This is a genomic window from Streptomyces cinereoruber (assembly GCF_009299385.1).
Classification (GTDB): Bacteria; Actinomycetota; Actinomycetes; order Streptomycetales; family Streptomycetaceae; genus Streptomyces; species Streptomyces bikiniensis.
Genome location: NZ_CP023693.1, coordinates 2,722,106 through 2,734,494, shown reverse-complemented (window position 1 = coordinate 2,734,494; position 12,389 = coordinate 2,722,106). Strand labels below are relative to the sequence as shown.

Below are 12,389 nucleotides of genomic sequence, written 5' to 3'. Positions count from 1 at the left end.
CCGCTCCCCGCCGTCCGGCCCGTGAACGGCGGGCCGCCCCGGGACTGACGAGCATCCCGGTCCGTAGGTGTGGCCTCGAAGATATGTGCACTTCCGGCGGCTGGCAATGGGTCCGTGACGGCGGGGCCCGGGCGTCAGGAGGGCGTCAAGGGACGTACGGAAGGCGTCAAGAAGGAGACGTACGGCGTCAGGAGGCCGTCAACGGAAGACGGCGGGCGGCCCGGGAGGGGTTTTCCTCGTCTCGTCCGAAAACCTCCGTCCCGCTCCCGCAGCCGGGACCCTCTCCATCCGGGAGTCACGATGGCCGACGCGGCCTTCGTCGCCACCACGATCGCGCTCTTCGCGCTGGTGGCGTTCATCGCCAAGGGGGTGGCCAAGCAGTGAGCGCCGAGAACATCGTCGGTCTCCTGGTGGCCGCCGGCCTCCTGGGCTACCTCGTCCTCGCCCTCGTCAAGCCCGACCGGTTCTGAGGCGAGAGAAGAAAATGAGTCCCGTCCTCGCGGCATCCCTCCAGTTCCTCGCCCTGGCCGTCGCCCTCGGCCTCTCCCACCGGCCGCTGGGCGACCACATGGCCCGCGTCTACTCCTCGGAGCGGCACCTCGCCCCCGAGCGGTGGATCTACCGGGCGATCGGCGCCGACCCCGACACGGGGATGCGGTGGCCCGCCTACCTGCGCTGCGTCCTCGCCTTCTCCGCCGCCGGCGTCCTCCTCCTCTATTCGCTCCAGCGGGTGCAGGGCGTCCTTCCGGGCTCGCTCGGCTTCGCGTCGATCGACCCGGACCAGGCGTTCGACACCGCCGTCTCGTTCGTCACCAACACCAACTGGCAGTCGTACTACGGCGAACAGGCCATGGGCCACGTCGTGCAGACCGGCGGCCTCGCCGTGCAGAACTTCGTGTCGGCGGCCGTCGGCATGGCGGTCGCGGTCGCCCTCGTCCGGGGCTTCACCGGGTCTCGTACCGGTGAACTCGGCAACTTCTGGGCCGATCTGGTCCGGGGCACCATCCGGATCCTGCTCCCGCTCTCCGTCGTCGCCGCCCTCGTCCTGGTCGCGTGCGGCGCTATCCAGAACTTCTCCGGCATCCACGAGGTGGGGCGGTTCACCGGCGGCACCCAGCAGTGGAACGGCGGCGCGGTCGCCTCCCAGGAGGCCGTCAAGGTCCTCGGCACCAACGGCGGCGGCTACTTCAACGCCAACTCCGCCCACCCCTTCGAGAACCCGAACGCCCTCTCCAACCTCTTCCAGGTCTACCTGATCCTCCTCGTCCCCACCGCCCTCACCCGCACCTTCGGCCGGATGGTCGGCTCCCCGAGGCAGGGGTACGCGATCCTCGGCACCATGGCCGCGATCTGGGCCGGCTTCACCGCCCTGATGCTGTGGACCGAGTTCCACCACGGCGGCCCGGCGTTCGACCTCGCGGGCGGGGCCACCGAGGGCAAGGAGACCCGGTTCGGGATCGGCGGCTCGGCGCTCTTCGCCGTGGCGACCACGCTGACCTCGACCGGCGCCGTGAACTCCTTCCACTCCTCGTACACCGGCTTCGGCGGCGGGATCACCCTCCTGGGGATGCAGCTGGGCGAGATCGCGCCCGGCGGTGCCGGCTCCGGCCTGTACGGGATGCTGATCATGGCCGTGATCGCGGTCTTCGTCGCCGGGCTCATGGTCGGCCGCACCCCCGAGTACCTGGGGAAGCGGATCGGCGTCCGGGAGATCACGCACGCCGCCTGCTACCTCCTGGTCACCCCCGCGCTCGCCCTGGGGTTCACCGCCGTCGCCCTGGCCCTGCCCACCCCGCCGGGGTCGATGTCCCACTCCGGCGCGCACGGCTTCTCCGAGGTCCTCTACGCGTACACCTCGGCCGCCAACAACAACGGCTCCGCGTTCGCCGGTCTGAGCGCCGACACCCCGTGGTTCAACACCACGCTCGGCGTCGTGATGCTCCTCGGCCGCTTCCTGCCGATGGTGTTCGTCCTGGCCCTGGCCGGCTCCCTCGCCGGACAGACGCCCGTGCCCCGCGCCGCCGGCACCCTGCGCACCGAGAAGCCGCTGTTCAGCGGCCTCCTCCTCGGCACGGTCGCGATCGTCGCCGGACTCACCCACTTCCCGGCCCTCGCGCTGGGACCGCTCGCCGAAGGGCTCGCAGCATGAGCACCACCGCCCCCGCCCGGCCCCCGCGGGCCGGCGCCCCCGAGGAACGGCGCCCGGACACCCGGCCCGGCCGTGTCGGCGGGGGTCTGTCCGACCCGAAACAGCTGGCCGCCGCCCTCCCGGACGCGCTCCGGAAGCTCGATCCCCGGGCCATGGCCAAGTCCCCCGTCATGTTCGTGGTGTGGGTCGGCTCCGTGGTCACCACCGGGCTCGCCCTCACCGATCCCGGCGACTGGTTCGGCTGGGCGATCAGCGCCTGGCTGTGGCTCACCACCGTTTTCGCCAACCTGGCGGAGGCGGTCGCCGAGGGCCGGGGCAAGGCGCAGGCCGACACCCTGCGCAGGGCCAGGACGGGCACGGTCGCCCGCCGGGTCACCGGGACCGGCGGTGAGGAGCCGGCGCCCGGCACCGAGCTGCGGGTCGGTGACCTGGTGGTCTGCGAGGCCGGCGACGTCATACCCGGCGACGGCGACGTCGTCGAGGGGGTCGCTTCCGTGGACGAGTCCGCGATCACGGGCGAATCCGCCCCGGTCGTCCGCGAGTCCGGCGGCGACCGGTGCGCGGTGACCGGCGGCACGAAGGTGCTCTCCGACCGGATCGTCGTCAGGATCACCACGAAGCCCGGCGACACCTTCATCGACCGGATGATCGGCCTGGTGGAGGGGGCCGACCGCAGGAAGACCCCCAACGAGGTCGCCCTGAACATCCTGCTCGCCTCGCTGACGATCGTCTTCCTGCTCGCCGTCGTCACCCTCAAGCCCTTCGCGGTGTACGCGGGCGCCGACGCGCAGACCTCCCTCGTCGTCCTGGCGGCCCTGCTCGTCTGCCTGATCCCGACGACGATCGGCGCGCTGCTCTCCGCGATCGGCATCGCGGGCATGGACCGGCTAGTCCAGCGGAACGTCCTCGCGTTGTCGGGGCGCGCGGTCGAGGCGGCCGGCGACGTCAGCACCCTGCTGCTCGACAAGACGGGCACGATCACCCTCGGCAACCGGCGGGCCTGCGCGTTCGTGCCGGTGAGGGGCGTCACGGAGGCCGAACTGGCCGGGGCCGCCCGGCTCTCCTCGCTCGCCGACGAGACGCCCGAGGGGCGCTCGATCGTGGACCTCGCCCAAGAGACGGTGGAGGCGGGCGCAGCACCCCTCCCGGACGCCCCCGCCGACGCCGAGTGGGTCGCCTTCACCGCCCGGAGCCGCATGTCCGGCGTGGACGCCGGCGGCCGCAGGATCCGCAAGGGCGCGAGCGGCGCGGTCGCGGCCTGGGTGGAGGAGCGGGGCGGCCGGGTCCCCGAGGACGCGCGGGAGCTCGCGGACGGGATCGCCCGGGCCGGCGGGACCCCGCTGCTCGTGGCCGTGGAGGACGCCGAGGGCGCCCGCGTCCTGGGCGTCGTCCACCTCAAGGACGTCGTGAAGGAGGGCATGCGGGAACGGTTCGCCGAACTGCGCCGCATGGGCATCCGCACGGTCATGATCACCGGCGACAACCCGCTGACCGCGAAGGCCGTCGCCGAGGAGGCCGGGGTCGACGACTTCCTCGCCGAGGCGACCCCCGAGGACAAGCTCGCCCTCATCCGGCGGGAGCAGGCGGGCGGGAAGCTGGTCGCGATGACCGGCGACGGGACGAACGACGCCCCGGCCCTCGCCCAGGCGGACGTCGGCGTCGCCATGAACACGGGCACGTCGGCCGCGAAGGAGGCCGGCAACATGGTCGACCTCGACTCCGACCCCACCAAGCTCATCGAGATCGTCGCGATCGGCAAGCAGCTCCTCATCACCCGGGGCGCCCTGACCACCTTCTCGATCGCCAACGACGTCGCGAAGTACTTCGCGATCGTCCCCGCCATGTTCACGGTGGCGTACCCGGGCCTGGAGACGCTCGACGTCATGGGCCTGGCCTCGCCCGAGTCCGCGATCCTCTCCGCCGTGATCTTCAACGCCCTGGTCATCGTCGCCCTGGTGCCGCTCGCCCTGCGGGGCGTGCGCTACCGGCCGGCCGGCGCCGACGCGATGCTCCGGCGCAACCTCGCGGTCTACGGACTCGGCGGCCTGGTCGCCCCGTTCGCCGGCATCAAACTCATCGACCTGCTCCTCTCCCTCATTCCCGGCCTGCGGTGACGCGGAAGGCGTGCTGACCATGAACAACTCCGTCAGGAGGACCGGACGTCTGCTCGGAGCGGGCCTGCGCGCCCTCCTCGTCCTCACCCTCGTGTGCGGCGTCCTCTACCCCCTCGCCGCCACCACCGTCGCCCAACTGGCCTTCCCGGGCCGGGCGAACGGCTCCGAGGTACGGGACGGGAGCGGCCGGGTCGTCGGCTCCTCGCTCGTCGGGCAGCGCTACGACCTGCCGGCGCAGGACGGCGAGGAGGCCCCGGGCCCCGACCTGCGCTGGTTCCAGCCCCGCCCCTCGAACGGCCTGGGCACCAACTCCGTCAACACCCGCCACTCCCTGCTCCTGTCCGGCGCGACCAACCGGTCCGGCGACGACGCCGACCTGATCCGGTGGGTGAAGGAGGCCCGGGCGGCCGTCGTACGGGACAACTCGACGGCCTCGTACGAGGTGCGGCCCTCGGACGTGCCGCCCGACGCCGTCACCTCCTCCGGCTCCGGCCTGGACCCGCACATCTCCCCGGAGTACGCCCGGCTCCAGGTCCACCGGGTCGCGGAGCGCAACGGCCTGCCCGTCGCGGCCGTCGCGAAGCTCGTCGCCGACCGCACGGAGGGCCGCGCCCTCGGCTTCGTGGGGGAGCCCCGGGTCAACGTCCTCGCGCTCAACGTGGCGCTGCGGGAGCTGGTGGCGAAGAGCTGACCGGCGGTCCGGTCAACCGGCCGGCAGCACCCGGGTCTCCGCCGCCGGGAAGCCCTTGGCCCACCAGTGGTCGTAGCGGCGGTAGACCAGCGGGTCCCGGGCGGCGAGGAAGCCGCCCAGCGCCGCCGCCTCGGCGGCCAGGCCCTCCCAGGCCCCGGCGGACAGCGGGTGGAAGGCCGTGGCCTCGATCCCGCCGTCGACCGGCCGCCAGACCCCGGCCGCGTACCCGTCGACCAGGAGCGTCGGAAGCGTGTCGCCGTTCACCCGGACCACCAGCTTCCGGTACGCGGGCGGGACGATCCGGGAGCGGTCCGCGTACGCGAGGAGGACGCTGTCCCACATGGCGAGGAGGCGCGGCGGGGCCGGGACCTCCCCGTCGGGGAGCGGCGCGCCCGGGACGTCGTACAGGACCGTCCCGTCGGCCCCCTCCAGCCGTACCAGCTCCTCCTCCCGTACGCGCACGGCCTCGCGCACCAGGCGGCGGGGCGCCGTCGTGAACTGCGCCATGTCCGCGACGGACGCCGGGCCGAACCCCTCCAGGTAGCGCCGGAGGAGGACGGCCAGGGCGGCGGCGGACGCCTCCGGGTCGGCGAGCGCGGGCCGTTCGGCCGCCGTGACGAAGGACTGCGCGCTCCCGAACGCCCACGGCGGTCCCGTCGGCGCGTGCCACAGCGGCGCGTACTGGCGCACCATCCGCCAGACCACGGGCGCCACCGGCCCGTCCCGGCCCCGCCCGACCAGCTCCCGCAGTTCGGCCCCGGTCCGGGCCTCCGCGGCGTGGGCGAGCAGGCCGGGCAGGAGCGCGTCGGCGTCGGCGGGCGTGAACCCGGCCGCCGCGAACCGGGGGTCGTGGAGGCGCCCGCCGCGCAGCGTCGGCTCCATGGCCTCCCGGAAGACCCGGTAGTCGTCGGCGTGCACCTGGTGGAGGGTGAGCCGCATCAGCGTCGAGCGGACCACCCGGAAGCCGTTCAGGGCCTCGTCGAAACGTTCCGGCTCGAAGCCCGCGATCCGGTTCCACAGCGCCACGTACGGCGAACCCGGCTGCTGCGCCTGGAGCGCCACCACCCGCCGCACGGCCTCCTCGACGCCGACCGGCTCGCGGGCGAGGAGCAACTGCCGTGCGAGGGTGGAGCGGTTGAGGCCGCGCGGGGTGATCACCATGGGGCGATTCTCGCGCGCGCTCGCCCGCGCGGTGGTCGGAGGGGCGGCGAGTGCCGCCCCCTCGCCGCAGGGTGAGGGGGGTCTCCGCCGTGAAGCGGGTCAGCTTCTCGGGGTTGCGGACGCAGGAGAGGCCGGTGATGCGGCCGTCCACGACCCGGAGCGCCATGACGCCGTCGAACGCGCCGTCCAGGTACACGGCGAGCGCCGGATCGCCGTTGACCGCCGTGGGCTCGCAGGCGATCGCGACCCCGGCCTTCGCGGAGCCGCCGAGGTAGAAACTCCAGGGCCGCCCTGGCCCCGGCCGGGGAGACCACCCGGCGCGGGCGGCGGGCGTCGACGTGCCGGGGGGGCGCGGTGCGCGATCTGGCGGACGGCGGCGGGGTTCTTGCCGACGGCGGCCGCGATCTCGTCGTACCCGACGTCGAAGGCCTCGCGCAGCACGAAGACGGCGCGCTCGGTCGGCGACGGCGTTTCCAGGACGAGCACCATCGCCATCGACGCGCTCTCGGCGAGCTCGACGTCCTCGGCCACCGCCGATCACGACCACCTCGGTGTCCCCGGTCATGGTGTCTCCCCCGCTCAAGGGGTCCGCCCTTCTGTCTTTCGAAGGGCTCGTCCTCAAGACACCGCCCGACCGGTTCCTGTGACACGTCCGGCGCCCTGTGACGCGGGTCACTCGCCGCGAGCGGCTGGGACGGCCCGTGCTCACGCCCCCGTCAGCGTGTGCGCGAGGTGGTCGGCGAGGCGGGGCAGCCAGTCGGGGCGCGCGTTCCCGAGGAGGTGGTCGCCGTGCGGGACGGAGAGATGGGTCCCCCGGGGGGCCGACCGGGCCAGCGGCTCGCCGTTCGTCACGCCGGGGATGACGTCCTGCCCGCCGTCCACGACGAGCAGCGGCGCCGTGACGCGGGGCGCCAGGCCGGCGAGGTCCACGTGCCGGGCGAACTCCCGGGCCGCGTCGACCCCTCCCGTACGCCGGACCACCATGTCCTGCAGCGGGGGCGGGAGTTCGTCCCAGTCGAGGCGGAACGGGCCGCTGACGGTGGCGGCCGCCGCCACGCGCGGTTCGAGCGCCGCCGCCCGGGCCGCGAAGTAGCCGCCCAGGCTGAGGCCGACGAGACCGACGCGCGGGACGCCGAGGGCGTCGACGACCCGGCCAACGACCTCCTCGTACTCCGGCACGAGGACCGACGACGCCGCGAGCACGCCCTGCCCGGGGCCGTCCATCGCGAACACCGCGAGGCCCCGGGCGAGGAGCGCGGACGCCAGGTCGAGGAACTCCTCCTTGGCGGAGTCGAGCCCGGGGACGACGATCACGGTCCCGACCGCGCCGTCACCGCGTCCGGCGGGGGGAACGCGCAGCCATCCCGTGAACCCCTCGCCGCTCACCCGCCGCGCCCCCGGTTCGAGGAGCGCGAGCGCCCGGCCCAGGGCGTCGTCCGCCGCGGCGGCGGCACGGGCCGCCTCCGCGTACGGCGCCAGCGTCGCGGAGTGGAACCACCGGGCCGCCGCCAGCAGGTGCGTACCCGCCGAAAGGGGCGATCCGGCGTCCTCGGCGCGCTCCAGGTGCTCCCGCCCGGTGCGCAGGAAGGCCGGCCCCCATTCGGCGACTGAGGCGAGGCCGTCGGTGACGCGCCGGTACTCGTGCGGATCGACGCCCACGCCGGTGACGCGGGTCCACTGCTCGGCGACGAAGCCGGCCATGGCGTCGGACGCGCTCATCGTGCTCTTCCCGTCAGTCATCGCGCTCTTCCTATCAGTCATCGTGCTTCTCCCGTCAGCAGGACGGCCTTGCCGCGTATGCGGCGTTCCCGCAGCTCGACGAGGGTGTCGGCGGTCAGTCCCCAGGGGGCGACCCGGCCGATCTCCGGGTGCAGCCGGCCCTGGTCCACCAGGCGCACCAGCGTCGCGAGATCGGGGCCGTAGGGGGCGCCGGCGTAGTGGAAGTGCCGGATCACGACGCGCTCGGGCCCGCCGAGGAGCGCGAAGAAGTCGAGGGTCGCAGGGGTGCGGCTCGCCTGACCGAACCAGACGAGCGTGCCGCCCGGCCGCGCCTTCGCGAGGGCGAGGGGCAGGTCGGGCCCGCCCGTGGACTCCAGGACGACGTCGAACGGCCCCGCCGCCTCCGCGACGTCGTGCACCACGTGCGCGCCCAGCTCCGCGAGCCGCGCGCCGCGCTCCGGAGTGGCCGTCACCGCCGTCACCTCGGCCCCGGCCGCGACGGCCAGTTCGGTGACGTAGTGGCCGACCCCGCCCGAGGCGCCGGTGAGCAGCAGCCGCAGTCCGGCCGGGGCGCCGACCGTCCGCAGCAGCCGCAGGGCCGTGATCCCGGCCAGGGGCAGGGCCGCCGCCCGTACGCCGTCCACACCGTCCGGGAGGACGGCGAGGGAGTGGACGGGCACGGCGGCGTACTCGGCCCAGCCGCCCCGCGCCGGATGCCCGACCACACGGGTGCCGACGGCGGGCCCGGAGCCGTCCGCCGCCTCCTGGACGACGAGCCCGGCGACGTCCTTGCCGGGCAGGAACCCGGGCGCGGGGGCTTCGAGGAGGAACGTCTCGCCCCGGTTCGGCGCGAACGCCTCCACCTTGACCAGTACCTCCCCCGGTTCCGGTACGGGCTGGGGGACCTCGGCGAAGGCGACCGGACGGGCCGCCTCCCCGGTGGGAATCAGTCTCTGCATGACGGGCATGCAAACCCGGCGCCCGGCCGCCGTTCCAACAACGGAAGGGAGCCTCCGACAACCACCGGTTGTCGCCTAGGGTGAGGGCCGTGGATCTCGACGTGGCGCAGGTGCGCGCCTTCGTACGCACCGCCGAGGAGCTGCACTTCGGGCGGGCGGCCGAAACGCTGGGCATCTCCCAGCAGGCCCTGTCCAAGAGGATCGCGCGCCTCGAATCCCTGCTCCGCACCCGGCTGTTCCTGCGCGACGGCCGGGGAGTGCGCCTCACGGAGGCCGGGCAGCGCTTCCTCCGGCCGGCCCGGCGGACGGTGGCGGCCGCCGACGCGGCGGTCGCCTCGGTGACCGGACACGAGCGCCCGCTCCGCGTGGACGTCTGGGGCCATTTGTACGCCCCGACCCGCACCCTGGCCCAAGTGGCGGGAAAATCAGGCGCGTTGGTACTGGGCCACGGGCGCGACCTGCCGGCGGTGACGGACGCGCTCCTCGCGGGCGACGTCGACGTGGCCTTCGGCCGGGTCCACCCTCCGCTGCGCGCGGGCCTGACCCACCGCCTGGTCCGCCTCGAACCGGTGGACGCCGTACTGGGCGCCGGCCACCCCCTCGCGGCCGAACCGTCCCTCCGCCCCGACCAGTTGAGTTCCGGCGTGCTGTGGGCGCCCGGCCCGCTGGACCGGCTGGACTTCCTCCACCGGTTCGCGGACCGGTTCGGCGTCCGCGAGACGGCCGTGAGCGTCAACCTGGGCCTGGGGCACTTCCTCGCCGGAATCACGGAGGACCCGCGCCGCTTCGCCCTGCTGCCCGCCGACGTCCCCCTGCCGGAGGCCCCCGGCCTCCGCTCCGTACCGCTGGTGGACCCCACCCCGCTGTACGCCTGGTCCCTGCTCTGGCGCACCGGCGACGGCCACCCCGGCCTGGACCGCCTCACCGCCGCCTGCGCCGCCGAGGCGCGGCGGAGCAGATGGCTGGAGTACGACCCGGCCCGCGACTGGCTCCCCGACCCCCCTCGTCCCCGTCCGCGCCGGGGAGTACCGCACAGGTGCACCCGGGATCGACTCCTGGTGGGGCGCACGCGGACACGGCCGCCCCCTGACGCCTCCCCTGCCCACGACCGACCTTCCGAGTGCCGGGGCCGCACGGCCGCGTCCGGCTCCGTGCTCGAATCGGGCGCATGGGCGAGTGACGGCTGCCGAGGTACGGGCGAGGACCGTACGACGAGGTTCCACCCGTTCTCGAACGGGTCCTGCGCTCGCCGTCCCACGACGAGGAGGCGTGGCGGGAACTCTGGCACCTCCTCGCCACCGAGGGCCTCACGGTCTCGGCGGCCGGTTTCGCCGCGCTTCCGCATCTGCGGGACATCGCCCGCTCCGCCGAGCCGACCCCGGCGACCTCGACGGCCTGGCCGCGTGGATGCACGAAACGGCCCGGGCCCTCGGCTTCGCCGAGTTGGCGGAGGGCCTCACCTGGCTGTTCGGCCGAGCCGAATGCCCCGACTGCGCCTGCACGTTCGTCGTCGGGGACCAGTACGCGGCCGAGAACGAACCCCACCACGCGATCGACGGCCCGGTACCGGCCGGAGGCTGGTGAGGACGCCGGAACCGGTCCGGCAGCGGCGCAGGACGCGGGAGAGGCCGCTCGCCGTCCGAGCGCCCCGCGACGGCTACTCCACCTCGACGCCGTACCCCCGTACGAGAGCCTCCAGACCGTGGTCGTACCCCTGGCCGACGGCACGGAAGCGCCACAGCGGGCCCCGGCGGTAGAGCTCGGCGAGGAGCAGGGTGCGTTCGCTGGTGGCGGCGTCCAGGGTGGCCTGGGCCGTGGCCGGGGCGTCGACGCCCGGTGCGAGGGCGAGGTGGACCGCCCCGACGTCCCCGAAGGTGGCGGCACCGTCGACGGCGGCGGCGATCGCGATCCTGCGGGCGGCCGGAGGCAGCGCCGCGAGGTCGACGGCGACGGTCTGCTCGGTCGGACCGTCGCAGAGGAGGCGGACGGACCCGTCGGGGCTCTCCGGCGCACCGTAGAAGACGAAGTCCCCGTCGCAGGAGACCTGCTCGTCCTCGTCGAGGACGAGGGCGACGACGTCGATCTCACAGGTGGTCTGCTGTGCCCAGGAGGCACTCACGTGCCAGCGACCGGCGGTGGACGGCGCGGGAAGGTCGATGACCCCGCCGCGCGGCAGGACGTCGGCCGTCACACCGGCCGGGGCGGGGGCCTCGACGGGCTCGGTGGACCCGGTCGGCCCGCCCGGTTCGGGGACCGGCGCTCCGAGCCAGGCGGGCTCGCGGACCGGCAGCCCGAGGGAGGTGACGCGGGCCATGCGGCGGTCGCGCTCGCCCCCGGGGAAGAGGACGACGTCGGTGACGCTCGCCGAGAGGTTGATGGCGGCGGCACCGCCCATGTCCACGATCCGCGCCCGGGCGGCGGCCGCCTCCTCGTGGGTGCCGCCCAGGACCAGCACCCGCCGGCGCCCGAACGGCTTGACGGGACGCGCGGGCGTCGACGGAGCCGCGACGGCGGTGACGGCGGTGACGGCCGGAACCGTGACGGGGGACGGCGTCCGGTCCTCGTGCGGCGTCCCGGGGCGCACCTCGCCCAGCAGCTTCAGGAAGGCGTGCTCGTCGAGGACCGGGACGCCCTCGGCGATCGCGCGCCGCACCTTCGCCGAGCCCGAGGCCGCGTCGTTGGTGACGAGGGCGCTGGTGTGCCGGCTGACCGACGACATGATGTTCAGCCCGGCGGCGACGGCCCGGGACACCAGCTCGGCCCGGGAGGTCGCCGTCTCGCCCGTGATGGCGACCTTCATGCCCTGGACGAGCGGACCACCGGGCGCCGGACGGCCGGGATTCCGGTAGGCGCACGGGGTCTTCGGCGGATTCGGCGCGAACTTCGGGTCCTGCCGGGGCGGGCAGGGCACCAGCGGCAGCGGGACGTCCAGCCGCGCGGCTTCGGAGAGGGAGGACCGGAAGATCCCGGCGAGGGCGCGCGTGTCGTCCAGCGCGTCATGGGCGCGGGTCTGCGGCACGCCGTAGTGGGCGGCCAGCGACGCCAGACTGAGGTCGGCGACGGGCGGTTCCACCCGCCGGTTCAGGGCCAGGGTGCACAGGCGGCGGGTGACCGGGAGGTGGAGCCGGGCGCGGGCGAACTCGTGGGCCAGGAAGTCGTAGTCGAACTGCGCGTTGTGGGCCACCATGACGCGGTCCTGCAGGAGCGCTCCGATCCGTCCGGCCACCTGCTCGAAGGTCGGGGCGCCGCTCAGCCGCTCCGCGGTCAGGCCGTGGACGTGCACGGGCCCGGGGTCGCAGCCGGGGTTCAGCAGGGTGGAGTACTCGCCGTTCTGGACCCCGTCCGGCCCGAAGGTGAGCACCGCGACCGAGAGGACCCGATCGCGCCGGGCGACCAGCCCGGACGTCTCGACGTCGACCAGGGCCCAGTCGTACGCGTAGTCGGGCAGGCGGGACACGTCGAGCGTGGTGGCGAGGGACACGGCAGCAAGGATGATCCGGACACCAGCACGACTTCAACCGGAATGCCGCTTTGTCTCCTTTGTCGTTCCGGGGAACCCCCGAACCCGCGGCCGAGTACGCGGGCGGTGCCCCGGC

9 protein-coding genes and 2 pseudogenes are annotated in these 12,389 nt (G+C 74.4%); 6 read left to right on the top strand and 5 right to left on the bottom strand.

Annotation, left to right across the window (positions count from 1 at the left end; all coding sequences use genetic code 11):
• Nucleotides 1–380 precede the first annotated feature (380 nt).
• From kdpF to CP977_RS12090, 4 genes are read left to right on the top strand one after another with little or no spacing between them, the layout of a single operon-like run.
• Nucleotides 381–470, top strand: a complete 90-nt coding sequence (gene kdpF, locus CP977_RS12105; protein ID WP_062755548.1) for a K(+)-transporting ATPase subunit F — start codon at nt 381–383, stop codon at nt 468–470.
• Between the two features lie 14 nt (nt 471–484).
• A complete protein-coding gene (gene kdpA / locus CP977_RS12100) occupies nt 485–2,149 on the top strand; it encodes a potassium-transporting ATPase subunit KdpA (RefSeq protein WP_152370080.1) in 1,665 nt (554 codons plus the stop codon).
• Nucleotides 2,146–4,263, top strand: a complete 2,118-nt coding sequence (kdpB, locus tag CP977_RS12095) for a potassium-transporting ATPase subunit KdpB (RefSeq protein WP_152370079.1) — start codon at nt 2,146–2,148, stop codon at nt 4,261–4,263. The genes kdpA and kdpB overlap by 4 nt, the downstream gene beginning before the upstream one ends.
• A 19-nt stretch (nt 4,264–4,282) precedes the next feature.
• Nucleotides 4,283–4,954, top strand: a complete 672-nt coding sequence (locus tag CP977_RS12090) for a potassium-transporting ATPase subunit C (RefSeq protein WP_152370078.1) — start codon at nt 4,283–4,285, stop codon at nt 4,952–4,954.
• Between the two features lie 12 nt (nt 4,955–4,966).
• Here the strand turns inward: CP977_RS12090 and CP977_RS12085 are convergent, their stop codons facing one another.
• From CP977_RS12085 to CP977_RS12070, 4 genes and pseudogenes are all read right to left on the bottom strand, one after another.
• Nucleotides 4,967–6,115, bottom strand: coding sequence for a winged helix DNA-binding domain-containing protein (locus tag CP977_RS12085; protein WP_152370077.1), 1,149 nt, complete (start codon nt 6,113–6,115; stop codon nt 4,967–4,969).
• A gap of 64 nt (nt 6,116–6,179) precedes the next feature.
• Nucleotides 6,180–6,646, bottom strand: a pseudogene (locus tag CP977_RS12080) (sigma factor-like helix-turn-helix DNA-binding protein); the annotation flags it as partial.
• Between the two features lie 174 nt (nt 6,647–6,820).
• The gene (locus CP977_RS12075) at nt 6,821–7,855 is read right to left on the bottom strand and encodes an alpha/beta hydrolase family protein (protein ID WP_372460641.1); all 1,035 of its coding nucleotides are present in this window, start codon (nt 7,853–7,855) and stop codon (nt 6,821–6,823) included.
• Nucleotides 7,856–7,872: 17 nt separating this feature from the next.
• The gene (locus tag CP977_RS12070; RefSeq protein ID WP_152370076.1) at nt 7,873–8,793 is read right to left on the bottom strand and encodes a zinc-binding dehydrogenase; all 921 of its coding nucleotides are present in this window, start codon (nt 8,791–8,793) and stop codon (nt 7,873–7,875) included.
• An 89-nt stretch (nt 8,794–8,882) separates the two neighbouring features.
• On the opposite strand from CP977_RS12070, the pseudogene CP977_RS12065 reads away from it, so the two are divergent.
• Together CP977_RS12065 and CP977_RS34020 are read left to right on the top strand one after the other, a co-directional pair.
• Nucleotides 8,883–9,794 (top strand): annotated as a pseudogene (locus tag CP977_RS12065) (LysR family transcriptional regulator); the annotation flags it as partial.
• A 406-nt stretch (nt 9,795–10,200) separates the two neighbouring features.
• The gene (locus tag CP977_RS34020) at nt 10,201–10,377 is read left to right on the top strand and encodes a hypothetical protein (protein WP_167308889.1); all 177 of its coding nucleotides are present in this window, start codon (nt 10,201–10,203) and stop codon (nt 10,375–10,377) included.
• Between the two features lie 73 nt (nt 10,378–10,450).
• Here the strand turns inward: CP977_RS34020 and CP977_RS12060 are convergent, their stop codons facing one another.
• Nucleotides 10,451–12,274, bottom strand: a complete 1,824-nt coding sequence (locus CP977_RS12060; RefSeq protein ID WP_152370075.1) for a TerD family protein — start codon at nt 12,272–12,274, stop codon at nt 10,451–10,453.
• Nucleotides 12,275–12,389 lie beyond the last annotated feature (115 nt).

Coding starts and splice junctions, on each gene's coding strand:
- kdpA (WP_152370080.1), top strand. CDS start 485: ATGAGTCCCGTCCTCGCGGCATCCCTCCAGTTCCTCGCCCTGGCCGTC.
- kdpB (WP_152370079.1), top strand. CDS start 2,146: ATGAGCACCACCGCCCCCGCCCGGCCCCCGCGGGCCGGCGCCCCCGAG.
- CP977_RS12090 (WP_152370078.1), top strand. CDS start 4,283: ATGAACAACTCCGTCAGGAGGACCGGACGTCTGCTCGGAGCGGGCCTG.
- CP977_RS12085 (WP_152370077.1), bottom strand. CDS start 6,115: ATGGTGATCACCCCGCGCGGCCTCAACCGCTCCACCCTCGCACGGCAG.
- CP977_RS12075 (WP_372460641.1), bottom strand. CDS start 7,855: ATGACTGACGGGAAGAGCACGATGAGCGCGTCCGACGCCATGGCCGGC.
- CP977_RS12070 (WP_152370076.1), bottom strand. CDS start 8,793: ATGCAGAGACTGATTCCCACCGGGGAGGCGGCCCGTCCGGTCGCCTTC.
- CP977_RS34020 (WP_167308889.1), top strand. CDS start 10,201: ATGCACGAAACGGCCCGGGCCCTCGGCTTCGCCGAGTTGGCGGAGGGC.